General features: G+C 71.5%; 22 protein-coding genes. 13 read left to right on the forward strand and 9 right to left on the reverse strand.

Features of this window, described 5'->3' with window-relative positions; genetic code table 11:
* Positions 1-21: 21 nt before the first annotated feature.
* Positions 22-1,200 (reverse strand): ROK family transcriptional regulator, encoded by a 1,179-nt coding sequence (locus BFN33_RS04365; protein WP_069758473.1) that lies wholly within the window; start codon positions 1,198-1,200, stop codon positions 22-24.
* A 176-nt stretch (positions 1,201-1,376) separates the two neighbouring features.
* On the opposite strand from BFN33_RS04365, the gene BFN33_RS04370 reads away from it, so the two are divergent.
* The 7 genes from BFN33_RS04370 to BFN33_RS04400 all read left to right on the forward strand — a co-directional run bounded on the left by BFN33_RS04370 (position 1,377) and on the right by BFN33_RS04400 (position 9,796).
* Positions 1,377-2,573: a serine hydrolase gene (locus tag BFN33_RS04370; RefSeq protein ID WP_069758474.1), complete on the forward strand. Its 1,197-nt coding sequence runs from the start codon at positions 1,377-1,379 to the stop codon at positions 2,571-2,573.
* Between the two features lie 65 nt (positions 2,574-2,638).
* A complete protein-coding gene (locus BFN33_RS04375) occupies positions 2,639-4,048 on the forward strand; it encodes a CAP domain-containing protein (protein WP_069758475.1) in 1,410 nt (469 codons plus the stop codon).
* A gap of 56 nt (positions 4,049-4,104) precedes the next feature.
* Positions 4,105-4,782: an AIM24 family protein gene (locus BFN33_RS04380; protein ID WP_069758476.1), complete on the forward strand. Its 678-nt coding sequence runs from the start codon at positions 4,105-4,107 to the stop codon at positions 4,780-4,782.
* A 170-nt stretch (positions 4,783-4,952) separates the two neighbouring features.
* Positions 4,953-5,993, forward strand: a complete 1,041-nt coding sequence (locus tag BFN33_RS04385) for a tetratricopeptide repeat protein (RefSeq protein ID WP_069758477.1) — start codon at positions 4,953-4,955, stop codon at positions 5,991-5,993.
* On the forward strand, positions 5,990-6,964 hold the full coding sequence (locus BFN33_RS04390; RefSeq protein ID WP_069758478.1) for a polyprenyl synthetase family protein: 975 nt from the start codon (positions 5,990-5,992) through the stop codon (positions 6,962-6,964). The genes BFN33_RS04385 and BFN33_RS04390 overlap by 4 nt, the downstream gene beginning before the upstream one ends.
* 70 nt (positions 6,965-7,034) lie before the next feature.
* Complete coding sequence (locus BFN33_RS04395; RefSeq protein ID WP_069758479.1) at positions 7,035-7,994, forward strand: threonine/serine dehydratase; 960 nt, start codon at positions 7,035-7,037, stop codon at positions 7,992-7,994.
* Positions 7,995-8,146: 152 nt separating this feature from the next.
* Positions 8,147-9,796 (forward strand): serine/threonine-protein kinase, encoded by a 1,650-nt coding sequence (locus tag BFN33_RS04400; protein WP_069758480.1) that lies wholly within the window; start codon positions 8,147-8,149, stop codon positions 9,794-9,796.
* On the opposite strand, the gene BFN33_RS04405 is transcribed toward BFN33_RS04400, so the two are convergent.
* A complete protein-coding gene (locus BFN33_RS04405; protein ID WP_069758481.1) occupies positions 9,788-11,215 on the reverse strand; it encodes a serine hydrolase in 1,428 nt (475 codons plus the stop codon). The two genes, BFN33_RS04400 and BFN33_RS04405, sit on opposite strands and share 9 nt — an antisense overlap.
* Positions 11,216-11,301: 86 nt before the next feature.
* Between BFN33_RS04405 and BFN33_RS04410 the strand changes: the two genes are divergently transcribed.
* From BFN33_RS04410 to BFN33_RS04425, 4 genes are all read left to right on the forward strand, one after another.
* Entirely contained in the window at positions 11,302-12,273 is a 972-nt protein-coding gene (locus BFN33_RS04410) for an LLM class F420-dependent oxidoreductase (RefSeq protein ID WP_069758482.1), read from the forward strand.
* A gap of 93 nt (positions 12,274-12,366) precedes the next feature.
* Positions 12,367-13,422: a hypothetical protein gene (locus BFN33_RS04415; RefSeq protein WP_069758483.1), complete on the forward strand. Its 1,056-nt coding sequence runs from the start codon at positions 12,367-12,369 to the stop codon at positions 13,420-13,422.
* A gap of 61 nt (positions 13,423-13,483) precedes the next feature.
* Positions 13,484-13,921, forward strand: coding sequence for an SsgA family sporulation/cell division regulator (locus tag BFN33_RS04420; RefSeq protein ID WP_069758484.1), 438 nt, complete (start codon positions 13,484-13,486; stop codon positions 13,919-13,921).
* Between the two features lie 97 nt (positions 13,922-14,018).
* Positions 14,019-14,711 (forward strand): DUF2238 domain-containing protein, encoded by a 693-nt coding sequence (locus BFN33_RS04425; RefSeq protein WP_069758950.1) that lies wholly within the window; start codon positions 14,019-14,021, stop codon positions 14,709-14,711.
* Here BFN33_RS04425 and BFN33_RS04430 read toward each other — a convergent pair.
* Both BFN33_RS04430 and BFN33_RS04435 read right to left on the reverse strand, forming a co-directional pair.
* Positions 14,632-15,117: a DUF6328 family protein gene (locus BFN33_RS04430; protein WP_069758485.1), complete on the reverse strand. Its 486-nt coding sequence runs from the start codon at positions 15,115-15,117 to the stop codon at positions 14,632-14,634. The genes BFN33_RS04425 and BFN33_RS04430 overlap by 80 nt on opposite strands.
* A gap of 84 nt (positions 15,118-15,201) precedes the next feature.
* The gene (locus BFN33_RS04435; protein WP_069758486.1) at positions 15,202-16,185 is read right to left on the reverse strand and encodes an aldo/keto reductase; all 984 of its coding nucleotides are present in this window, start codon (positions 16,183-16,185) and stop codon (positions 15,202-15,204) included.
* A gap of 136 nt (positions 16,186-16,321) precedes the next feature.
* Here BFN33_RS04435 and BFN33_RS04440 point away from each other — a divergent pair, with 136 nt between their 5' ends.
* Positions 16,322-18,034 carry a cholesterol oxidase substrate-binding domain-containing protein gene (locus BFN33_RS04440; protein ID WP_370743243.1) on the forward strand — a complete coding sequence of 571 codons (1,713 nt, stop codon included), beginning with the start codon at positions 16,322-16,324 and terminating at the stop codon, positions 18,032-18,034.
* On the opposite strand, the gene BFN33_RS04445 is transcribed toward BFN33_RS04440, so the two are convergent.
* The 3 genes from BFN33_RS04445 to BFN33_RS04455 form a co-directional block, all read right to left on the reverse strand.
* Positions 18,031-18,615: a TetR family transcriptional regulator gene (locus BFN33_RS04445; protein WP_069758488.1), complete on the reverse strand. Its 585-nt coding sequence runs from the start codon at positions 18,613-18,615 to the stop codon at positions 18,031-18,033. The genes BFN33_RS04440 and BFN33_RS04445 overlap by 4 nt on opposite strands.
* On the reverse strand, positions 18,612-20,090 hold the full coding sequence (locus tag BFN33_RS04450) for an MFS transporter (protein ID WP_069758489.1): 1,479 nt from the start codon (positions 20,088-20,090) through the stop codon (positions 18,612-18,614). Before BFN33_RS04450 ends, BFN33_RS04445 begins: the two co-directional genes overlap by 4 nt.
* Before the next feature lie 94 nt (positions 20,091-20,184).
* Positions 20,185-21,396, reverse strand: a complete 1,212-nt coding sequence (locus BFN33_RS04455; RefSeq protein ID WP_176742296.1) for an FAD-dependent monooxygenase — start codon at positions 21,394-21,396, stop codon at positions 20,185-20,187.
* Positions 21,397-21,610: 214 nt separating this feature from the next.
* On the opposite strand from BFN33_RS04455, the gene BFN33_RS04460 reads away from it, so the two are divergent.
* Positions 21,611-22,063 (forward strand): SRPBCC family protein, encoded by a 453-nt coding sequence (locus tag BFN33_RS04460; RefSeq protein ID WP_069758491.1) that lies wholly within the window; start codon positions 21,611-21,613, stop codon positions 22,061-22,063.
* A 21-nt stretch (positions 22,064-22,084) separates the two neighbouring features.
* Here BFN33_RS04460 and BFN33_RS04465 read toward each other — a convergent pair whose 3' ends face one another.
* Together BFN33_RS04465 and BFN33_RS04470 are read right to left on the reverse strand one after the other, a co-directional pair.
* The gene (locus BFN33_RS04465) at positions 22,085-22,780 is read right to left on the reverse strand and encodes a ribonuclease H (RefSeq protein WP_069758492.1); all 696 of its coding nucleotides are present in this window, start codon (positions 22,778-22,780) and stop codon (positions 22,085-22,087) included.
* 23 nt (positions 22,781-22,803) lie between these two features.
* Positions 22,804-23,385, reverse strand: coding sequence for a TetR/AcrR family transcriptional regulator (locus BFN33_RS04470; protein ID WP_069758493.1), 582 nt, complete (start codon positions 23,383-23,385; stop codon positions 22,804-22,806).
* Positions 23,386-23,441 lie beyond the last annotated feature (56 nt).

A 23,441-nucleotide genomic window follows, 5' to 3' on the forward strand; every position in this document is an offset into this window, starting at 1 on the left:
GTGCGGGTGGGGTGCGGGTCGTTATCGGGTCGGGTCCGGGGTGATGAAGGACTGGATGGCGGTGGCGGCGGCTCCGCGGGCCCACTCGTCGAAGGGCAGCGGGTGGGTGCGGACGTCGCACTGGGCGGCGGAGCCGAAGGCGGCCCCGACGAAGGCGTCGCGGATCTGCTCGGCGAACAGGTCGTAGGCGGCGAGCCCCTCGCCGGAGATGATCACGCGCTCGGGGCCGAGGAGGTTGGCGACGGTGGCGATGCCCCGGCCGATCGCCTCGCCCGCACGCGCGTACACGTCCCGGGCTCCGGCGACCCCTTCGCGGGCCAGGTGCAGGGCCGCGGCGGCGTCGGGGAGTTCGGCCCCGGTGGCCTCGCGGACCTGCTGGACGATCGCGGCTTCCCCGGCGATCGCCTCGACGCAGCCGCGGTTGCCGCAGTGGCAGATCGGCCCGGCCGGGTCGACGGTCACATGGCCGATCTCCCCGGCCACCCCGTGCGCCCCGGCGACCACCCGGCCGTGCACCACCAGGCCGCAGCCGATGCCGGCGCCCACGGTGACCACGGCGAAGTCGGACAGGCCCACTCCGGCACCGAACCACTGCTCGGCGACCGTCAGAGCGCGTACGTCGTTGTCGACGGTGACCGGCAAACCCGTGGTCATGGCGGCGAGTTCGGCGAGCGGCACGTCGCGCCACTCCAGGAAGGGCGAGTAGCGGACGGCGCCCTCGCCCCGGTCGACGTCACCGGAGACCGCGATGCCGAGACCCAGGACCGGAGCCGTGGAGCCGTCCGTCTCGGCCATGAGCCGCTGGACGAGTTCCGTGATGCTCGCGAGCACCGTCCTGGGCTCACGGTCGGGCAGCGGCAGGTGCCGGGCGACGCGGATACGGCAGCACAGGTCGGTGAGGACCCCGATGATCTCGTCGCCGGTGACCTTGACGCCGATGAACAGGGCCCGCCCTCCGTCGACCCGTACGAGGTTCGCGGGCCGCCCGAGCGCCGGTCGGGCCTCCTCGTCCGCGCCCTCCACCAGGTATCCGGCCTCGATGAGCGGCCGGACCGCCTTGGTGACGGCGGCCGGCGACAGACCGACCCGCCGGGCCACCTCCAGGCGGGGCAGGGGGCCCTGGGACAGGACGGTGGTGAACACCTGCGAGGCGGCGGGTGTGTTGGCGGGGAACGTCTCGGCGCGAGGGGTGAAGCGCATGGCCGGGAACTTAGAGGGCTTCTTTTCCTTCGTCAATAAAAGAAGCAGGATTGGCTGTGCGTTCCCGAAGAGACTTCTGTGCCGATCGGTGCGGTCAATCATCACTTTTTGCGGCTTTCATGGCGATAATCTCCGCGTTCGTATGGAAACTGACGAAACGACAGGAGATCAGCCGGATGGCATCAGCACGAGTGATGGTCGGGGCGGTGGCCGGAGCGGTCCTGCTGCCCCTGCTCGCGGTCCCCGCCCACGCCGATTCGCCCGCCGCACCCGCGGTGGATCTCACAGGTCTGCTCAGCGTGTTGCATTCCGCGACGGCGCAGGGCGCACCGGGGTCCATGGCCCGGATCGACGACGGGAACTCGGTGTACCGGGCCGCGGTCGGCGTCGCGGACCGCAAGAGCCAGCAGACGATGAGCGACACCGACCGGTTCCGTATCGGCAGCGTCACCAAGACCTTCACCGCCGTCGTCCTGCTCCAACTGGTCGACGAGAAGAAGCTGGAACTCGACGCGCCGGTCAACCGCTATCTGCCGGGGCTGCTGCCGGACGACCGGATCACGGTCCGGCACGTCCTGAGCCACCGCAGCGGGCTCTACGACTACACGAACGAGATGTTCGCCAAGACGGTCCAGGGGTTCGAGGCGGTCCGCAAGAAGGTCTTCACCCCCGAGGAGCTGGTGAAGCGCTCGCTGCGCAAACCGCGCACGAACGCGGCCGGCGCGGTGTACTCGTACTCGAACACCAACTTCGTCGTCGCCGGGATGCTGATCGAGAAGCTGACCGGGAACCCGGTGCGGACCGAGTACGAGAAGCGGATCATCGAACCGCTGCAGCTGCGCGACACGTTCTACGTGCACCCCGGCATGAAGATCCCCGGCCGTCACGCCCACGGCTATCTCACCCCGGACCAGGCCGGTGCCCCACTCGTCGACGCGACCGAGCAGACCGCGTCGTGGGCGCAGAGCGCGGGCGCTCTCATCTCCAGCACCCGGGACCTGAACACCTTCCTGTCCGCCCTGCTCGGGGGCCGGCTCACCTCGGCCGCGCAACTGGCGCAGATGGAGCGGTGGGCACCGGCGGGAAGTGGTCAGGCGTACGGCCTCGGGCTGCGCCGTCGTGATCTGTCGTGCGGGGTCTCGGTGTACGGCCACACGGGTGCCGTGCAGGGCTTCTACACGTACGCGTTCGCCTCGAAGGACGGCAAGCGTGCTCTCGCCGCGGTCGCCAACACCTCCAACAACGGCAAGGTCCTCAACACGATGCTGCGCACCCTCGACTCCACGTTCTGCGGCAAGGCCACGAAGGCCCCGCGCGGCAAGGCGCCGGTGGAGAGGCACGAGGACATGGCCCCGGCGGTCACGCTGGACTGAGCCCGCGGGAACCCCTGCCCCCTGGTGTGCGTTTTCCCGGCGAGCGACGACACCAGGGCGGCACGATGAGCGAGTTGGTCCCCGGCGGCAATCTGCCCCTCCCCGAAGGGGCCGTCACCGTGCGGGTGCCCGGCCCCTTCGACGTGTCCGCCCTCGTCACGGACGACGACGGCAAGGTCGGGGGCGACGCCGACTTCGTGTTCTACAACCAGCCCTCCGCTCCCGGCGCCCGGCTCTCCGGTGACACCCTGACCATCGATCCCCGGGGACTGCGCGCGGGCGCCTCCAGGGTCACGGTGGTCGTCAGCCCGGCCGACCCCGGCACCCCGCTGGGCCGGCTGCCCGCCCCGGTCCTTCAGGTCACCGGTGCGGGCGGCCGCCCGCTCGCCCGGTTCACGCCATCGCGGCCACGGCAGGAGACCGTCCTGCTGCTCGCGGAGATCTACCGGCGGGGCGACGGCTGGAAGCTGCGGGCGCTGGGGCAGGGATACGCGGACGGGCTCGCTGGGCTGGCGCGGGACTTCGGGGTGGACGTCACGGACGACACGCCGGCGACCGCGGTGCCTTTCGTGCCGTCGCCGGCAGCGGTGACACGCCGTGCCGCTGCTCCCGCCCTCCGGACGCCCTCGGGCTCGTCCCCGGCCCACCCGCCGTCTCCGACCCGATCCGCGCCCCCGCTCCGCTCCCCTGCGACCGCCGATCCGGGGGCCTTCCTCGCTCTGGTCAACTCGGCGCGCTCTGCGGCTGGTTCACCCGCGGTCGTGCTCGACCCCCGTCTCGCCGACGCCGCCCGCGCCCATGCCACCGCGATGGCCTCCGCGGACCGTCTCGGCGTGGAGGGCCCGGACGGCGTCTCCCTCTTCCAGCGGCTCACCGCCACCGGATTCGCGTACCTCACCGTCGGCGAGCACCTCGTCTCCGGTCCCCGCGACCCGTCCGAGTTCGTCGAGTACTGCCTGCGCACCGAGCAGCCCCGGCGGACCCTGCAGGATCCGGCCTTCAGCCACGTCGGTCTGGCCCACGCCGCCAACGGCCGCTCCGGCGACGTGTACTGGACGGCGCTGTGGGCCAGGCCGCTCACGCCCGACGGCCTGACGCGGACCGCCGACGAGGTGGTCAGCCTCACCAACCGCGAGCGCGCCCGGGCCGGTCTGCCGCCGCTCGGCGTCGATCCCCTCCTGGCCCGTGCCGCTCAGGCGTACAGCACCGACATGGCGGTCCGCGCCTTCTACTCCCACACCTCCCCCGAGGGCACCCAGCCCTGGGACCGGGCCGCCGCCGCGGGCTCGACCCGGCGCTCGATCGGGGAGAACATCGCGTGCGGCCAACGCTCGGCCGCCGAGGTCGTCGAGGGCTGGATGAACAGTCCGGGGCACCGCGCCAACATCCTCAAGCCCGGCTTCACCCACATCGGGATCGGCTTCGCGGGCGGCGGCCCGGCAGGCACGTACTGGACCCAGTTGTTCGGCGGCTGATTCCCGTACCCGGTGGGATCTTGGCGGAGGGTATCCCTCCGGGCCAGGATGCCCCCATGAAGGGTGACCTCTTTTCCAGTGAGCACATGGTGCAGCCGGCCACGGCGCCGGGTATGACGGTCGAGAACTCCAAGTGCATCAGGTACGCGGTGCACGGCGAGATGCTCGCCCGCCAGGGGGCGATGGTCGCCTACCGCGGCAATCTCCAGTTCGAGCGCAAGGGCCAGGGCGTCGGGGGCATGCTCAAGCGGGCCGTCACCGGCGAGGGACTGCCGTTGATGGCGGTGCGCGGGCAGGGCGAGGCCTGGTTCGCACACGAGGCGCAGAACTGTTTCATCGTCGACGTGGAACAGGGTGACGAGTTCACGGTCAACGGTCGCAACGTCCTGTGTTTCGACGCCTCGTTGGCGTACCGGATAGCAACCGTGAAGGGCGCGGGCATAGCCGGTGGCGGCCTGTTCAACAGCGTCTTCACCGGCCACGGCCGACTCGGGCTCGTCTGCGAGGGCAATCCGCTGGTGATCCCGGTCTCGCCGGAGTTCCCCGTGTACGTCGACACGGACGCGGTCGTCGGATGGACGGCGGGCCTCGCGACCTCGCTGCACCGTTCGCAGTCCATCGGGTCGATGCTGCGCGGCGGTTCCGGTGAGGCGGTGCAGCTGGTGCTGCAGGGCTCGGGATACGTCGTCGTACGGCCGAGTGAGGCGACCCCGCAGAAGGCGCAGCAGCACTGAGGCCCCAGGCAGTGATCTGCGCCTCAGAGGCAACCCGTCCGGCTCCGTCCACGTCTTGACCGGCAGCGGATGAGCCCCGGCCCCCGGGCCGGGGCTCATTTTCGAGGCACTATGCACACCATGTATACACAGCATGTATAGATGCGGTGTATACGGACGGAAAGGCATGCATGTACGGCAAGGCATTCGCCCCGGAGTACCAGGGCGCGCTCACCACCCTCTCCGTGAACTCCTCGCTGGACGAGGTCCTGGCCGCCGGCACCGAGCAGTTGAGAGCGGCCGAGCGAGCCGGACGGCACGCGGAGGCGGCCCGCTCCGGACTCGCCGTCGCCGAGGCGCTGCGCAGGCTCGGCCGGGTCACCGACGCCGACCGCGCGTGGAAGGCGAGTTACCGGGCGGCCCGCCTGGCCGAGGACACCGCGGGCATGGCCTGGGCGCTGTGGAGCGGCGGCACGCTGGCCCGCCAGCGCGGCGTATTCGCCCTGGCCCGGCGGCTGTTGGGGCTGGCGGCCGAACTCGGCGAGCGTGGCGGCGATGTCGTCGTGCGCGGTTACTCGCTGGCGGGACTGGCCGAGACCGGCCGTATCCAGGGCGACTACGAGGCCGTCGGCCACCTGCACGAACAGCTACTGGCCGAGGCCAGACGACGTGGCGAGGCACGGCACACGGTGTGGGCGCTGTCCGGGATCGCGCAGATGCACCGCAACACCGGGTCCTACGACACCGCGTTCGCCATGTTCGAGGAGGCGGCCGGGATCGCCGCGGGCGCCGACGACCGGCGCGGTCACGCCTGGGCGCTGCGCGGGCTCGCCGACCTCCTCTCCGTGCGCGACGGCGACACGGAGCGGGCCCTCGCCCTGCTGTCCGAGGCGGAGACGACCTGCCGGGAGATGAACCTGTCCAGCGCGCTGGCATACAACCACAAGATGCGCGGCAACGTGCTCTACCGCGCGGGGCGTTACCCCGAGGCCCGCGACGTGTACGAGCAGGCGCTCGCCGAGTTCCGCGCCATGAGCGAACCTCGCGGGGAGGCCCTGGCCCGGCTGGGGCTCGCCAAGTCCCTGGCCCGTCTGGGCCGCGACCGCGCCGAGACCGCGGCCGAACTGGACGATCTGGCCCGCGTGCTGGAGCGGACCGGGCTGCGGCACGCGCGGGAGATGGTGGCGCGGGCCCAGGAGGAGTTCGGCGTGCGGACGGAGGCGGTACGGTGACCACGCTCGCAGCTCCCGAAGTCCTCACCCGCTCCCGCCGGTTGGTCCGGCCGGCGCTCCAGGAGGCGGTCGGCCGACTGCACCCGTGGGTGAGCGAGATGGCCGCCTATTCCTTCGGCTGGTGCGAGGTCGGCGGCGCCCCGGCCATCGCGTCCGGCGGCAAGGGGGTGCGCCAGGCGCTCGCCGTGCTGGGTGCCGAGGCGGCCGGCGCGCCCGGGCGGGCCGGGGTGCCCGCGGCGGTCGCGGTGGAACTGGTGCACGTCTTCTCGCTGCTCCACGACGACATCATGGACGGCGATCCGGCCCGGCGCGGCCGCCCCACGGTGTGGAAGGCGTACGGCACCGGCCCGGCCGTGCTCGCGGGTGACGCCCTGTTCGCGCTGGCCGTCGAGACCCTGGCCGATGCCGGCTCCGACGCCGTACGGCTCCTGTCCGCGGCACTGTCCGACCTGGTGCGTGGGCAGGCGGACGACCTCCTGTTCGCCACCCGCCCCTGGACGGGACCGGAGCGGGTGCGGCCGGAGGAGTACCGGGCCATGGCCGAGCACAAGACCGGAGCGCTGCTGGGCTGCGCGGCGGCACTGGGTGCTCTGCTCGGCGGGGCGCCCCCGGCCACGGTGGCCGCCCTGGACCGGGCCGGGCGGCATCTGGGGGTCGCGTTCCAGATCGTCGACGACGTCCTGGGGATCTGGGGCGACCCCCTCGTCACGGGCAAGCCCGTGCACGGCGATCTGCGGGAGCGCAAGAAGACGTTCCCGATACTGGCCGCGCTCGACTCACCGACACCTGCGGCGGCGCAGCTGGCGCGGCTCCTGGAGTCGGACGGGCCCCCGCAGGAGATGGCGGACCTGGTCGAGAAGTGCGGCGGCCGGTCGGCCGCCCTCGCCGAGGCCCGACGTCGCATGGCCTTGGCGGAGACCGCGTACGAGCTGCGGCCTTTGCTGGACTACCTGCTGCGGCGTGATCTGTGATGCCGAGTTGACCGGCGCCGGTCCTCGGGACAGGGTTCGAGATGAGCTCTCCCCGCCGGAAGGAATCGTCTTGATCGGGATCACGGACATCGAGCAGCAGGCCGGGCTGATCGCCGGGCACGTCGTACGCACGCCGACCCTGCCCAGCCCCGGCCTGTCGGCGCTGCTCGGTGCTCCCGTCACCGTCAAGCTCGAACTGCTCCAGCGCACCGGCTCGTTCAAGGCGCGTGGGGCGACGGCCAAGCTGCTGTCGCTGAGTGAGGCGGAGCGGGCCGCCGGGGTCGTGGCGGTCAGCGGCGGCAACCACGGCATCGCCCTGGCCCACATGGCGGCGGCGCTCGACGTCAAGGCGACGGTGGTCATGCCGCGTTCGGCGCCCGCCCGGTCGGTGGAGATCGTGGCGGCGGCCGGGGCCTCGTTGCGGCTGACGGACGACATGGACGGCGCCTTCTCGCTCGTGAACCGGCTGCGGGACGAGGGGCTGACACTGGTCCACCCCTTCGACGACCCTCTGGTGATCGCGGGACAGGGGACCGTCGGACTGGAACTCGCCGACGACGCGGGCGACCTCACCGACGTCCTCGTCAGCGTCGGGGGCGGCGGCCTGATCGCCGGGGTCGCGGCGGCGCTGCGGGCGCGTCGTCCGGGTGTCCGGGTCTGGGGTGTGGAGACCGAGGGCGCCGAGGCCATGTCCCGGGCACTCGCCGCGGGCGGGCCGGTGCCGGTCGCGCTGTCCTCCATCGTGTCCACGCTGAGCGCCCCGTCCGTCTCGCGGCTGACGTACGACCATGTGGCGGCTCTGGTCACCGAGGTTTTGGTGGTCCCGGACCGGGAGGCCGTGCAGGGCTGTCTCGACCTCGCCGACCACGCCAAGGTGTGGGGCGAACCGGCGGCCGGATGTCTGCTGCCCGCCGCCCGGAGGGTGCTGGAGCGCGTCGGCGAGGACTGCCGGCTGGGTCTCGTCGTGTGCGGCGGCAACGCGACCACCGCCGACGTCATGGACTGGGCCGGGCGGTTCGGGCTGCGGTGAATGAAGTGCTCGACTGCGTTCGTTCTCCTGACTCGAAAGTCAGAAATCGAGCAACCAGAAAGCGGATTCCATCGGTTGACGATTTGATTGAACGGACCCCGCCGCACCCGCCGTACCTCTGTGAAAGGTGAGAGCCAGGGGTTCAGCGAGGGATGACCATGGTCAAGGCGCACGTCTCCACACACGAGTTGGTCGCAGGACGGTACCGGCCCCTGGATGTCCTGCACCGCGAGACCAACCGGACCTGCTGGTACGGCGAGGACGTCGCGGCCGAACGCCCCTGTCTGCTCACCGAGATCGGGCTGCCGGCCGGCACCGACGAGGAGACCTCGCTGCGCACGGCCGCGGGAGTCGTCCGGATGTCCAAGACCATGCGGGTCCTCTCCCCCGGCCGGATCGCCGCGGTCGTGGACGCCGTCGTGCAGGAGGGCACCCTGTGGACCGTCACCGAGCCCGTCGACGGCATCCCCCTGGGCGAACTCCTCAGCCGACAGGGGACGTTCGACCACGTGCGGGCGGCCCGCGTCGGCCTGGAGCTGCTGGAGGTGCTGGAGGCGGCGCACGGCGAGGGCATCACACACGGTGAACTCAGCCCGGGCCAGGTGTTCGTGCACCACCAGGGCTCCGTCGTCGTGACCGGCTGGGGCCTGGCCGGCGCGACCCTCGCCCCCCGGCTCTCGGCACCGTCGTACGCCTCCCCCGAGCAGGCCCGCGACGAACGCATCGGGCCGGCCGCCGACCTGTGGGCGCTCGGCGCGATTCTCTACACGCTGGTCGAGGGACGTCCGCCCTTCCGTGACCGCGACCGGCCCGCGGCCACCTTGAAGGGCGTCGACCGGCTGCCGCTCAGGGCCCCGGTGCGCGCCGGACCGCTCACCCAGACCGTGCAGGGGCTGCTGCGCAAGGACTCCCGGGAGCGGCTGAGCCGCACCGCCGTGCGGGGCGCCCTCCTCCGGGTTCTCGACGAGGACCCCGACGCGGCCCTGCCGGAGGAACCCAGGTCCCCCCGGCTGCGTGTCCTGCACGGCGTGGCCCCGGGTCGCGGCAGCCGCCTCCTGATCGCGGGGACCGCCGTGGCCGTCGTCGCGGTGGCCGCCGCCGTCCTCACCGTCACCAAGGCGCTGCCCGGCGGCGACAGTGCGACGACAGGCGAGGCGCCCGCCCCGTCCGCGTCGGCCTCCGCCTCCGCGCCCGCCCCACCGCCTCCGGCCCCCTCCCCGTCGGTCACCGCACCCGGCAGCCGCACCGACGAGAGCGTCGAACCGCCAGCGACGCCCAAGCCCACGCCCACGCGCACGCCGAGCCGGACGGCCTCTCCCACCACGGGCACGGGGCTGCCGTCCGGATACAGCGAGTACCACTCCCCCGAAGGCTTCTCCGTCGCCCTGCCCAAGGGATGGAAGCCACTGGAGACGCAACGCCAGGGCGACCTGGCGTACCGCGTCACGTTCGGCGCCTCCGGTGACCCGCGCACGCTCGCCGTCACCTACAGCAAGGCCGTCGGCACGGACGCCGTGGCCGTGTGGCGCGACGACGTGGAGCCGGGCCTGGAGAACAACCCCGGCTACGAGCGCCTCGGTGACATCCGCGCCACGACCTTCCAGGGCCACGAGGCCGCCGACATGCAGTGGGTCGAGGACGTCGACGGCACCCGGGTGCGGACCTTCGGCCGCGGTTTCCTCATCGGCGGGGGCCGCGGCTACTCACTGCGCTGGACAACCCCGGCGGCCGACTGGAACGACGCCGCCAACCAGGTGGCGCTGGACACCTTCCTGAGCACCCTCCACGTGCCCTCAGGCTGAGCGCGGCGCGCGCATCCGCCGCAGCGGTCCGCCGTGCAGGGGCTGGGTGCGCCAGCGCGCGGTGAAGGTCCGGTCCCCGAGCGAGCACGTCACCAGCAGGTGGTGCGGTGTCTCCAGGAAAGCCACGTCGACGGCGAGGGTCTCCGCGTCGGTCCAGCCACCGCTCACCGCGACCGGCACGGGCTCGTCGGCCACCGTCCAGCGGTCCTCCCCGGCTCGGAGCCCCAGTTCCAGCCGGTCGCCGTCGTCGACGAGCGTCACGCGGCCCCGCGGGTCCACCTCGACCGCGCTCAGGGACGGCTGGTCGGCGCAGGCACCGCCGTACGGAGTGAAGGCGGTGTTCCAGTCCGCCACCCGGTCCGCGGGGGCCGCCTTGCCCTCGGCGGGCGGCAGCGCCAGCCGTGCCAGACGGTCGGCCAGGGCCGCGTCCACCGCCTCGCGGCCGGGCAGCGGGCCGGCCCCGAACGCGGGGAGCAGATGCTCCCAGGCCAGGTCCAGCACCTTCTGCATGTCCACGGTCTCCGAGGTGATCGCCAGCACCGCGTCCTGCTCGGGCAGCACCACGCAGAACTGCCCGTACGCCCCGTCCCCGCGGTAGCCGTGCCGCGCCATCCAGAACTGGAAGCCGTAGCCCTGCTGCCAGTCCGACCAGCCGCCCGCCGCCGGCACCTCGTGCGCGATCTGGACCCGCGTCGCCTCGGCCACCCATGACTCGGGCAGCAGCCGCTCGCCCTCCCACACCCCGCCCCGCAGATACAGCAGACCGAGCCTGGCGATGGCGTCGGTGGTGGCGTGCAGCCCGCTGAAACCGAGCTCACGGCCCCTGCGGTCGGGGATCCAGGCCACCTCGCCGATCCCGAGCGGCTCGAACAGCCGGGGCCGCAGGTACTCGGTGAGCTTCTGACCCGTGACGCGCTGGACGATCGCGGCGAGGGCGTAGGTGGCGGGCTGGTTGTAGGCGAAGACCGTGCCCGGGTCCCGGTCGGGCGGCACCAGCAGGAAGCCCCGGACGAGCTCCTCGCGGTCCTGTGCGCGCGCCCGGTCCAGTGTCTCCTCGAGATGACCGCTGGCCATCGACGCCACATGCCGTACGAGCATCGCGCGGCTGCGCGGGTCGGTGACATCGGCCTCGAACTCCGGGAAGTGCGAGATCACCGGGTCGTCGAGCCCGATCAGTCCCTCGGCGAGGGCGAACCCGGCGGCCGTCGCGGTGAAGCTCTTGCTGAGCGAGTAGAGGAGGTGGAGCCGGTCCGGGGCGTACGGCGCCCACCAGCCCGAGGCCACCACCTGACCGTGGCGCAGCAGCATCAGGCTGTGCGGCTCGATGGCCGGGTCGGCTTCGAGGGCGTCGAGGAAGGCCTGTATGCCGGCGGCGTCGACGCCCTGGGCGGCGGGGGTGCTGGTGGGCAGGGAGCTCATGGGGGCATCCTCTCTTGTTCCCCGGCCTTGATCGAGAGGGCCCCGGAAGCCCGTTTTCCCCTCCGGTCACCGGGGACTCGGCCCTCATGGTGCAAATCGGATACACGATGATGACCGAGCAGGCCGGCCCTCGAGAGCTCGTCGGCCATGTGGTGCGGGCCGAGGAGGTGGGCTACGACTTCTCGGTGACCTCGGACCACTACTTCCCGTGGCTGCGGACGCAGGGACACTCGCCGTACGCGTGGAGCGTGCTCGGGGCTGCCGCCCAGGCGACCTCCCGCATCCCGCTGATGACGTACGTGACCTGTCCGTCCTTCCGCTACCACCCGGCGGTGGTGGCGCAGAAGGCGGCGACGATACAGCTGCTCTCGGAGGGCCGGTTCCGGCTGGGGCTCGGCTCCGGCGAGAACCTGAACGAGCATGTTGTGGGCGGCGGCTGGCCCTCGGCCGACGTACGGCACGAGAGGCTGGAAGAGGCGGTGGAGATCATCCGCGCGCTGTTCCGGGGCGGCCATGTGAACCACCGCGGGAACCACTTCGACGTGGAGTCGGCCCGGCTGTGGGACCTGCCGGACGAGCCGCCGCAGATCGGCATCGCCGTCTCCGGCGAACAGTCCTGCGAACTGGCCGGCCGCCTCGCCGACCTGGTCATCGCCACGGAGCCCAAGGCCGGCCTGCTCGACGCGTTCGACCGGCACGGCGGCGAGGGCAAGCCGCGCGTGGGGCAACTGCCCGTCTGCTACGACCCCGACCGGGACACGGCGGTCAAGCGGGCGCACTCCCAGTTCCGCTGGTTCGGCAGCGGCTGGAAGGTCAACTCCGAGCTCCCGCACCCGGATGCCTTCGAGGCGGCCACGCAGTTCGTCACGCCCGACGACGTCGCGGAGTCGATTCCCTGCGGCGACGACCCGGACGACTTCGTCGAGGCGGTACGGCCGTACGCGGAAGCGGGCTTCACCGAGATCGCCCTGGTGCAGATCGGCGGGGACTCGCAGGCGGAGTTCCTGGACTGGTCGGCGAAGACGCTGCTGCCCGCGCTGCGCGACGCGTTCGCCTGAGCGGGCCGGACCGCCCGGCGGTGCCCGGACGTGCAATAGGCTTCCGACCCGCACATCGTGCGGTCCGAACGAGCCTGCCCAGGAGAAGCACCCGTGACCCTAGCGATCGACCCGTCCGACACGTCCTCCCAGGCCACGGTCGAGACGTCCGGCGCGCCCCTGTCCGACCTCGTAGCGCGGGACGCCCGGGAGTTCGGTGTCTACGCGCGGACCGGCGGATGGGCCTTCGGCCTGATGGTGGCGCGCAGCGTGCGGCCCGGCGGCCAGAGCGCGGACGAGACGCCGAAGGTGTCCGCGAAGGAGTTCGCCGAGCTCGCCGGCTGCTCGCCCGAGCGCGTCATGCGCTACTACAAGGCCTGGGACCGGGCCGCCGACGACGGGATGGTCCCGCAGTTCGAGGCGCTGGCGCCGGGCCAGGACGTGGAGCTGCCGGACGCCGACGTGTGGCTCGACTACTACGTCTCCCGCAACAGCGCCGGCTCCGAGCGGGGCACCGCCATCGCCGAGGCCGCCGAGGCCGAGGGCATCCGGCCCACCAAGGCCCTGGAGGTCGCCGAGAACCCGACCGCGCTGCGCGCCGCGATCCTCGCCGACCCCTCCACCGCCCGGGCCGCGCGCGGCGCACTGCTCGACCGGATCAAGGAGGACCCGGAGCTCCAGGCCTCGCTGGCCCGGGACGTGGTGCGCACGGACGACCTGAAGAAGGCCGTGGCCACCGAGAGCCGCGCGGCCGACCGGATCGGATACGTCCGCCAGATCGCCGAGTCCGGTCAGGTCAGGACCCCGGCCGGGCAGACCATCGACGCGCCCGTGGACCTGCGCCAGGAGGCCGAGCGGCACCTGTCCCTCCTCGAGGAGCTGGAGGAGGACGAGGACACCGGTGAGTGGGCGGCCGAGGCCTTCGACACCATGAAGTCCCTTGTCGCCGAGGCCGTGGAGGCCGACCCCGAACTCCGGGTCCAGGAACGGCGGACGAAGTTCTACAACAGCCTCCAGAAGGCCACCAAGGTGTTCGAGGAGCTGACCTTCGACGACGCCCAGGACTTCTACGAGGACGACATGGTCCAGCAACTGGAGGAACTCCAGCAGGCCATCGCCTCGTGCATCACCGCCTTGCGCACCGCGAAGGTGAATCACCCGGACGGCTGAGCATCTTAGGCGTGTGAGGGGTACTAGAGGGCGACACGTCGCTCTTCCCGGAGGCCTTCAGGTGAACTCCTTCGTCCCCAGAACCGCGCACAAGACTCTGGTCGTGCAACTGCAGGCGGGCGGCACGGGCCGTTGCCCCGTGCTCGCCCACCTCGGCTACGACGCGGCGGACCCGTTCGCCGTCACCGCTGTCTTCAGCCATGACGGCCGGGTGCTGGCCCGGTGGCGGCTGGACCGCGAGATGCTCGCCGAAGGACTGCGCGGTCCGGTCGGGGTCGGCGACGTGCGGCTCAGCCCCGTCTCGACCGGCGTCTGGGAGGAGCTGCGCATGGAGTTCTACGGCGACGCCCGCTCCGACGGGGGCCGCCAGCACGCCGTGGTCTTCGCCTGGGCCCCGGCGCTGGCGTCCTTCCTGCGGGAGACCCGCGAGATCGTGCCGCCGGGACAGGAGGAGGTCAGCGTGGACGACTTCCTGGCCTCGGTCATCGCGGGAGGCTGAGACAGGGGCCGGTGCGCACCCGGCCTGAGTAGCCGTACTCATGCCGCCGTCCTCCCCCGGCCCCCACGATGAGAGCTCCTACGACAAGGAGCACCTCATGACCACTGTGCGACGCTTCCTGCCGGTCCTGCTCGCGTGGGCCGTGGTCGCCGCGCTGGTCCTGTCCGCCTGGGACCCGCGCGACCGCACCACCTGGTTCCTGGAGACCGTGTGGGTTCTGGTCGGGCTGCCGCTGATCGTGTTCACGTGGCGCCGCTTCCCGCTGACCGATCTGCTGTGCTGTCTGCTCGCGGTCCACGCGCTCGTACTGATCGTGGGCGGTCACTACACCTACGCGCAGGTGCCGCTCGGCGACTGGGTGCGGGACACGTTCGGGCTCGACCGCAATCCGTACGACCGTTTCGGCCACCTCATGCAGGGCTTCGTGCCGGCGGTCCTCGTACGGGAGCTGCTCAGCCGTACCTCACCGCTGCGGGGCAGCCGCTGGCTGGCGCCGCTGACGGTGTGCGCGTGTCTGGCCTTCAGTGCCGTGTTCGAGATGCTGGAGTGGGCGGCCGCGGTGATCGGAGGTCAGGCGGCGGACGCCTTCCTGGCCACGCAGGGCGATGTGTGGGACACCCAGTGGGACATGTTCTGCGCGCTGATCGGCGCCACGGTGTCCGTGATCACGCTGAGCCATCTGCACGACCGGCAGCTGGACGCGCCGCGGGTCACCTCGTCGTATAGCGCCGACGCGTCCACAGGGGCACTCCGAACCAGCACACCAGGTACCAGGCCACGACTGCGGTGACGAGCCAGGGCACCCAGTCGTCGTGGGTCGCCACGCGCAGTATCAGCAGCAGGGCGGCCGTCATCGTCGTGAGCAGGAGAACCAGTCCCACGAAGGTCAGACGGGAGGCGATCCGCACGGCCTGGGGTTTGATGCGCCGCCCCGAGACGAGGCGGTGCAGTGAGACCGGTCCTATGAGGGCTCCGGTGGCGCAGGAGCCGAGGACGACGGTCACGATGTAGATGACCTGGTCCGTGTGGGCGAGGTCGTCGTACTTGGGTGTGAAGACCACGGTGAGCAGGAAGCCGAACAGGATCTGAACGCCTGTCTGGGCGACGCGGATCTCCTGGATGAGTTCGCCCCACATGCGGTCCGCGCGCTCGTCCTCGGTCTCGTCGCGGCCCGTCCGTCTCACCGTCTCGACCATGCGGTACGGGTATCCGGTGGCTGATCGTTCAAACAGCGCGGCTCCGTGAGCAGCGAGAAGCCGCCTCTCGGAGCCGGGCGCGGCTCACCAGCGGTTCTCGACCTGGTCCTTGATCCGGCGGTCGTAGAGGTCCCGGACGGCGGCGAGGGTCTCACCGGACAGCGGCGGCAGCTTGGCGGCGGCCGCGTTGGCGCGGGCCTGTTCGGGCGAGCGGGCGCCGGGGATGACGGTGGTGACGCCCGGCTGTTCGATGATCCACCGCAGGGCGAGCTGGGCCGGGGTGTAACCCTCGGGGGCGAGCGCGGAGAACTCGGCGGCGGCCTCGACACCGGTCGTGTAGTCCACGCCGGAGAAGGTCTCACCGACGTCGAAGGCCTCGCCGTGCCGGTTGTAGGCGCGGTGGTCGTTCTCCGGGAAGACCGTGTCCTTGGTGTACTTTCCGGACAGCAGGCCCGAGGCCAGCGGGACCCTGGCGATGATGCCGACGCCCGCCTCCCGCGCGGCGGGGAGCACTTCGCGCAGCGGCTTCATGCGGAAGGCGTTGAGGATGATCTGCACACTGGCCACACCCGGCCGGGCGATCGCCGTCAGCGCCTCCTCACTGGTCTCGACGCTGACGCCGTAGTGGGCGATGCGCTCCTCCTCGACCAGGGTGTCGAGGGCGTCGAACACCTCGTCGGTGGAGTAGACGGGCGTCGGCGGGCAGTGCAGCTGGACCAGGTCGATGCGGTCGACGCCGAGATTGCGGCGCGAACGGTCGTTCCAGGCCCGGAAGTTGTCGAGGACGTAGTTCTCCGGGATCTGGTCGGCCCGCCGGCCCATCTTCGTCGCGACCAGCACGTGCAGGTCGGGCCGGCCGCTCAGGAAGGTGGCGATGGTCTGCTCGCTGCGCCCGTCGCCGTACACGTCCGCCGTGTCGAAGAAGGTGACCCCCGACTCGGCCGCCGCCTCCAGCACCGAGAGGGCTTCCTTGTCGTCGACGTCTCCCCAGTCGGCCCCCAGCTGCCAGGTGCCGAGTCCGACCACGGATGCGTGCTGCTGCGACCTGCCGAATGTGCGCTCGTCCATGGCGTCAGTCTGTCATCCGTCGCCGACCTGCGCGGAACGGGCCGCTCCGGGCCGGCATCGAGGAATTATTCACTCACATGGGTGACACGCATCGACGTAAGGCATGCACGTGTCAACGAGCGCCTAGCGTGATCCCGTGACTGATCGTTCAGTGAGCAACCATCCGCAGGACGACTCGTCCTGGTCCCGCCGCGGCTTCCTTCTCAGCGCCGCGGCCCTGGCCGCCGTACCGATTCTGCTGCCGGCTGACCCGGCGGCCGCGGCCGAGCAACTGCCCGACTTCCCGGCGGGCGTGGCCCTGCACCGTTCGGCGTACCGCAACTGGGTCGGCGAGATCACCGCCGACGGGCTGTGGGCCTGTGCCCCGACCGGCCCGGACCAGGTGGCCGAGGTCGTCAACTGGGCCTGGCGGCACGGCTGGCGGGTGCGCGCCCGGGGCTCCTCGCACGGCTGGTCGCCCCTCACCGTCACGGAGGGCACGGCCTCGGACGCGCCCGTCCTCCTCGTCGACACCGCCTCCCACCTCACCGGCCTGTCCCTGGACTCCGCCTCCGCCGTGCGGGCCGGCACCGGCGTCACGCTGGAGGCGCTGCTCACCTATCTGGAGGGGCACGGGCTCGGGGTCACCGCCGCGCCCGCCCCAGGCGATCTCACCCTGGGCGGCGCGCTGGCGGTCGACGCGCACGGCACCGCCGTTCCGGCCGACGGGGAGCAGCGGCTGCCGGGACAGACGTACGGCTCACTCAGCAATCGCATCCTGTCGTTGACGGCGGTGGTGTGGGACGAGGACAGCGGGGCGTACGTGCCGCGTGAGTTCAGCCGTGCCGAGGCCGACAGCGCGGCCCTGCTCACCCATCTGGGGCGGGCCTTCGTGACCGAGGTCGTGCTGCGGGTCGGCGCCAACAGCAATCTGCGGTGTGTCAGCCGGGTCGACATTCCGGCGGCCGAGCTCTTCGCGGCCCCCGGCGGTGACGGGCGGACCTTCGCGAGCTTCCTGGAGGAGGCCGGACGGGTCGAGGCGATCTGGTTCGCCTACACGGAGTTCCCGTGGCTGAAGGTGTGGAGCGTGGCGCCGACCAGGCCGCTGACCTCACGGCGCGTGACCTCGCCGTACAACTACCCCTTCTCCGACAACGTCCCGACCTTGGTCGCGGATCTGGCCGGGCGGATGGTGTCGGACGCGGCCTGGTATCTGGCGCCGGTGCTCGGGAACGCGCAGCTGGACGTGGCGACGGTGGGGCTCACGGCAACACTGTCGGCGGACATCTGGGGGCCGTCGAAGAACACGCTGCTCTACATCAAGCCGACGACACTCAGGGTGACCGCGAACGGGTACGCGGTGCTGACCGGCCGGGATCAAGTGCAGCGGGTCGTCTCGGAGTTCACGGACTTCTACCGGGAGCGGCTCGACGCGTACACGGCGCAGGGGCGGTTCCCGGTCAACGGCACGGTGGAGATCAGGGTCACCGGGCTCGATGATCCGGCCGAGGCCGGCTTGGAGGGGGCGCGGGCTCCGCTGCTGTCGGCGTTGCGGGCGGATCAGGAGCATCCCGAGTGGGACACGGCGGTGTGGCTGGACATCCTCACGCTGCCGGGGACGCCGTACGCGGAGGCGTTCCTGCGGGAGATCGAGCAGTTCCTCGTCGACGGCTACGACGGGACGCGCGTCGAGTGGTCCAAGGGGTGGGCCTACACGGACGACGCCGTGTGGGAGGACGAGGAGGTGCTGGGGACGGTCATTCCCGGTTCGTTCGGTGAGGCGGTGTGGGGCCAGGCCGCGGGGGTGCTGGACCGGCTCGATCCGCACGGTGTGTTCGGCAACGCCTTCCTGGACCGGCTGTTCCGTTAGGGCGTCAGGTGGACCTGCACCGTGGGGGCGTACCGGTCCACCACGTCCTCCACGGCGGTCGCCCTCAGCTCGGTGCCCCGGGCGATGCCGTACATCACGCCCAGGCCCAGGAGGGTGCCCACCGCCAGTTCGGCGCGCAGGCCGGCGTCGGGGCCCTGCAGGCGCTCCGCGAGGCGTTCGACCACCTGGGAACGGAAGTTGACGCGCAGGATGTCACCGTGTTCGCCCTGGACGGGGGCGAAGGCGATCCGGAGCAGGGGGTCGGCGCCCCGCTCGATCTGGCCGGTGAGGACATGGCGGACCATGTGACGGCCCAGTTCGTCCAGCGGGGCGTCGAGCAGGGCCGTCGCGTCGGACTCGAAGGACATGACGCGGGCGAGGAGGGCGTCCTTGTTGCCGAAGTACTTCACGATCAACGGCGGGCTGACTCCGGCGCGTTCGGCGACCGCCTTCAGGGTGATGTCCGCGTGGGGGGTGCGGGCCAGCAGATAGCGGGCCGCCCTGAGGATGGCGGCCTTGGTCGCCTCGGCGTCCCGGCGGGCGGTCGTGGTGGTGGGGGGCGTTGTGGTCACACCACTCATGCTCCCTCCATCGCCTCGTTCCGTGCTCCCCGGGTGCGGCCCTTGGCCCGGCGGGTTTCCTCGGGGGCGGAGTCGCCGGGGATGGTCAGTGCCGCCGCGCACGCCGCGAGGGCTATGGCGCCCGCCATGGCGAAGGCCATCAGGTAGCCGTGCAGGGTGGGCACGAGTGCGCCGCCGACCGGGCTGGTGTGGTGGACCAGTACCGCCGCGACCGCCGCGCTGGAGGCGGCCTGGCCGATGGTGCGCATCAGGACGTTGACGCCGTTGGCGGAGGCCGTCTGCTCGGCCGGGACGGCGCGCAGGATCAGCGTGGGCAGCGCCGAGTAGGCGAGGGTGGTGCCGGTGGCCACCACGGTCGCGCCCAGGATGATCATCCACAGATCGCGGCTGTCCGCGATGCGTACCGCGTAGCCGCACGCCATGACGGCGGCGCCGAGGGCGAGCGTGACGCGCGGACCACGGGAGGTGGAGATCCGGGCCGAGAGCGGTGAGAACAGGAGCATGGTGACTCCGCCCGGCAGCAGGCACAGGCCGGTGGCCACGATCGACAGACCGAGTCCGTAGCCGGTGGCCTTCGGCGCCTGCACGAGCTGGGCCGTGACCAGGGAGTTGGCGTAGAACGCGAAGCCGGTGAGCAGGGCTGCCACATGGGACAGGCCCACCCGCGGCCGGGTGACCAGCCGCAGGTCGACCAGGGGCTGGTCGGTGCGCAGTTGGCGCCACCACCACAGGGCCAGGACGGCGACGGACACCAGGAACAGCCCCAGGACCCGGGGGCTGCCCCAGCCCCACTGCCCGCCCTGGGACACCCCGAGCAGCAGGCTCACCAGGCCCACGGCCAGTCCCAGGGCGCCCTGCACATCGAAGCGGCCGGGCTGTCGTACCGGTGACTCGCGGACCGCCCACCACACGGCCGTGACGCCCAGGGCGCCGAGGGCGCTGGTCATCCAGAACATGGTGTGCCAGTCGGCGTACTGGACGACCATCGCGGCCAGCGGCAGACCGAGCGCGGCGCCGATACCGACCGTGGAGCTCATCATGGCGACCGCGGAACCCCGGCGCTCCGGCGGCAGTTCGTCACGCAGGATGCTGATCGACAGCGGCACCACGGCGGCGGCGGCGCCCTGCAGGGCGCGAGCCGCGATGAGCACGGTGATGTCGGACGACAGGGCGCACATCACCGAGCCGAGCGTCATCAGGCCGAGGGCGCCGGTCAGTACCCGGCGCTTGCCGTACATGTCACCGGCACGGCCGAGCACCGGGGTGAGGACCGCGCCGGCGAGCAGGGTCGCCGTGACCATCCAGGAGACGGCGCCGGGCGAGGAGTGGGTCAGCCGGGGCAGGTCCGGCAGCAGCGGGACGACCACGGTCTGCATGACCGCCATGAGCGTGCCGCACATCGCCAGCACCGGGACGGTGAGCCGGGTCCGCAGGCTTGCTCCGCGCGGCGGGGATATCGGGCCCTGCTGGTCCATCGGCGCTCCGGACTCGATACGGAAAACGGGGTGAATGACAATTCACTTTAGCGGTGAATCGCCATTCACCCAATACCCGTCCAGGGCCGCCGAGCTACTTGCGGGAAGCCAGCTCCCGTGCGTGCACGCTGCGCGCCACCTTCGGCCCGAGCCAGCACTTGACCCTGCGCAGCGCCTCCAGCTGCCCGGCGGCCTTGTCGAGCCGGTAGTACAGCTGAGGCGGGAAATAGGGCAGCAGCGGCGAGTGACGCTGACCGAGCAGGGCGAACATCTGCTCCGGGGGCAGGCCGATGTAGCGCGGCAGGTTCTCGTACCACTGGGCGCTGTAGCGGGCCGCGCTCTGGATGGAGAGCAGTTCCGACCTGCGCTGCCGCTCGTAGCGGGCGAGGGCCTGCGGAAGCTCGGTGTGCCGGTGCAGGGAGTCGGCCAGGGCGATGGCGTCCTCCAGGGCGAGGGTGGTGCCGGCGCCGATGGAGTAGTGGGTGGTGTGGGCCGCGTCGCCGAGGAGGACGAGGTTGTCGCGGTGCCAGGTGCGGTTGGTGAGGGTGCGGAAGCTGAGCCATTGGGCGCCGCCCGACCCGGCGGAGCGGCCGATCAGGGGCTGACCGTCGAGGACGTCGGCGAACAGCTTCTCCAGCAGGGCCAGTCCGTCGGCCTCGTTCGCACTGCCGAGGCCGAGGCCGGTCCAGGTCTCGGGCGCGCACTCGACGACACAGGTGCTGCCTTCGGGGCCGAAGGGATAGCCGTAGCACCAGACCCAGCCGTGGTCGGTCTCGACGAAGGCGAAGGTGAAGGAGTCGAAGACCTTGCTGGTGCCGAGCCAGATGTAGCGGTTGCGGCCTTCCCTGATCTCGGCGCCGAAGTGGTCGGCGTGTCCGGTGCGCAGGGAGCTGTGCACGCCGTCGCCGGCCACGACGAGGTCGGCCTCGGGGAGGTTGCCGTGGGTGATCTCGTGCTCGAACTCCAGCCGCACACCCAGCGAGCGGGCCCGCTCGGCGAGGATCTCCAGCAGTCGGTGGCGGCCGATGCCGAAGCCCGGGTCGCTGCCGCGCCGGGTGACCAGGTTCCGTACCCGGGCCTCGCCCTCGTTCCAGGTGACCGAGGCCTCCTCGATCGCGCGGGACGACTCGGAGTCGTGGGCGTGGAGCTTGTCGAGCAGTCCGCGCCAGTAGGTGACGCCCCAGCCGTAGGTCGAGCCCTCCGGGTTGCGCTCGTGGACAGTGATGTCGTGGGACGGGTCCTGCCGCTTCAGCAGGACGGAGAGATACAGACCGGCGGGCCCGCCGCCGACGCAGGCGACCTTCACACGCACCCCTAGTAATTACTCAAAGCGATCGATTGGCAACGCAGAGTAGCAGTCCGGGATGCGCGTCCACCTCGGACGCTTACGGGTGAGCCCGTCGTGTCAGTCAGGGGCCGGCGACTTCGACAGCGAGTAACGATCGTCTCGTCCGGTTTGCCGCGCAGGTCGTGCGGTACCCGCGCCGTACACACCGACAGGACGAAGGAGGGATTCACCCGTGTCGCAGGTCGAGGAATCCATCGAGGTGGGCGTGCCGGTGCATACCGCCTACAACCAGTGGACGCAGTTCGAGACCTTCCCCGAGTTCATGAGCGGGGTCGAGCGCATCGAACAGCGCACCGACACGCTCACGCACTGGGTGACCAACGTCAACGGCGTGCACAGGGAGTTCGACGCGGAGATCACCGAGCAGATCCCGGACGAGCGGGTCGCGTGGACCACGATCGCCGGCGAGGCCAAGCAGGCGGGTGCCGTGACCTTCCACCGCCTCGACGACGCCCACACCAAGGTGATGCTCCAGATGGACTTCCATCCGGACACCATCACCGAGAAGGTCGGCGACAAGCTCGGGTTCGTGAAGCGGCAGACCAAGGGTGACCTGGAGCGCTTCAAGACGTTCATCGAAGAGCGTGGTCAGGAGACCGGCGAGTGGCGCGGAGCGGTCATCTGACCGTCGCGCCCGGACCGGCCGCTAACCGGCCGCCTCCGTACGGCACTCCGGGTGCCCCCAGCCCTGGGCGTTCTTCGCGATGGGCTCGCCCGCCGCGTAGGGACGTCCGCACAGGCACCGGCCGGGGAACTTGGCCTTGATCGTACGAGAAGACGAACCGCCGCTCCGCTTGGGCGACTTGGCCCGGGCGGGGCGGTCGGCTTTCGGGGTGTCCGGCGACGACGGCGGCTGCGGAGAGCCGAGTTCGCTGCTCGCGGGCTCCTGGACGATCGCCGCCTGGCTGGCGGCGCGGTCGGCGAAGTCGTTCAGCGGGTCGCCGTCGACCTGGTGGGCGGGGACGTAACGGAACTCGACCGAACGTCCGTCGAGCAGTTCGTCGATGCGGACGACGAGGTCCTGGTTGGCGACCGGCTTGCCCGCGGAGGTCTTCCAGCCGTTGCGCTTCCACCCGGGCAGCCAGGTGGTGACGGCCTTCATGGCGTACTGCGAGTCCATCCGGATCTCCAGCGGCACATCCGGGTCGGTCGCCGCCAACAGCCGCTCCAGTGCGGTGAGTTCGGCGACGTTGTTGGTGGCCTTGCCGAGCGGGCCGGCCTCCCAGCGGTCCGGTGTCTCCGACTCGTCGGCGATGACCCAGGCCCAGGCCGCAGGTCCAGGATTTCCCTTCGAAGCGCCGTCGCACGCGGCCACCAGTCGTTCACGCATGCGCTCGATCATGCCATGAGCGGAGGGACGCCCCTTCACTCCACCGTGACCACCATGGCCACGACCCTGCGGACCTCCCCCTCCCCGGGCGTCGCACCTTCCGTGTCGGCGAAGAGGAGATGCGCCGCCCCGATCAGCGCGGGGGCGAGGAGGTCCACGTCGGCGTCGGCCGGTACGCGCCCCAGGTCGCGCTCCGCGGCGAGATAGCCGGCCACCATCGCGGTCGCCTCCCGCAGCACCGGCACTCCCCCACCCCTCGCCTCGCGCAACCGGGCCCGCAGGGCGTCGCGCGCGATGACCAGGCCGACGATCCGCAGGGCGATCGTCCCGAAGAGCTCGGTCAGGGCCGCGGTGAGGTTGTCGACGACCGTGCCGGTCCCGGCCGACTCGCGCAGGGCCCGGGAGCGGGCCTCGATACGCCCGATGCGGTCGAGCACCAGGTCGGCGAGAAACGCGTCGAAGTCCTCGAAGTGGCGGTGCAGAACCCCCTTGGCGACCCCTGCCTCGGTGGTGACCGCCCGGCTGGTCAGCGCGTTCGCCCCGGCCCGCAGCAGGATCCGCTCGGCGGCGTCGAACAACTGCTCCCGCACATCGCGGATGGCGATCCCTGTCGGCACGGCCCACCTCACTCTTTCTCGAACATCCTCCCTGATTCTTGTCGAGTGGGCATGCG

The organism is Streptomyces sp. LUP47B, assembly GCF_001746295.1.
GTDB lineage: Bacteria > Actinomycetota > Actinomycetes > Streptomycetales > Streptomycetaceae > Streptomyces.

Coding starts and splice junctions, on each gene's coding strand:
- BFN33_RS04380 (WP_069758476.1), top strand. CDS start 4,105: ATGAAGGGTGACCTCTTTTCCAGTGAGCACATGGTGCAGCCGGCCACG.
- BFN33_RS04385 (WP_069758477.1), top strand. CDS start 4,953: ATGTACGGCAAGGCATTCGCCCCGGAGTACCAGGGCGCGCTCACCACC.
- BFN33_RS04450 (WP_069758489.1), bottom strand. CDS start 20,090: ATGGACCAGCAGGGCCCGATATCCCCGCCGCGCGGAGCAAGCCTGCGG.
- BFN33_RS04435 (WP_069758486.1), bottom strand. CDS start 16,185: ATGGACGAGCGCACATTCGGCAGGTCGCAGCAGCACGCATCCGTGGTC.
- BFN33_RS04370 (WP_069758474.1), top strand. CDS start 1,377: ATGGCATCAGCACGAGTGATGGTCGGGGCGGTGGCCGGAGCGGTCCTG.
- BFN33_RS04425 (WP_069758950.1), top strand. CDS start 14,019: ATGACCACTGTGCGACGCTTCCTGCCGGTCCTGCTCGCGTGGGCCGTG.
- BFN33_RS04365 (WP_069758473.1), bottom strand. CDS start 1,200: ATGCGCTTCACCCCTCGCGCCGAGACGTTCCCCGCCAACACACCCGCC.
- BFN33_RS04465 (WP_069758492.1), bottom strand. CDS start 22,780: ATGATCGAGCGCATGCGTGAACGACTGGTGGCCGCGTGCGACGGCGCT.
- BFN33_RS04400 (WP_069758480.1), top strand. CDS start 8,147: ATGACCATGGTCAAGGCGCACGTCTCCACACACGAGTTGGTCGCAGGA.
- BFN33_RS04375 (WP_069758475.1), top strand. CDS start 2,639: ATGAGCGAGTTGGTCCCCGGCGGCAATCTGCCCCTCCCCGAAGGGGCC.
- BFN33_RS04410 (WP_069758482.1), top strand. CDS start 11,302: ATGGTGCAAATCGGATACACGATGATGACCGAGCAGGCCGGCCCTCGA.
- BFN33_RS04430 (WP_069758485.1), bottom strand. CDS start 15,117: ATGGTCGAGACGGTGAGACGGACGGGCCGCGACGAGACCGAGGACGAG.
- BFN33_RS04405 (WP_069758481.1), bottom strand. CDS start 11,215: ATGAGCTCCCTGCCCACCAGCACCCCCGCCGCCCAGGGCGTCGACGCC.
- BFN33_RS04445 (WP_069758488.1), bottom strand. CDS start 18,615: ATGAGTGGTGTGACCACAACGCCCCCCACCACCACGACCGCCCGCCGG.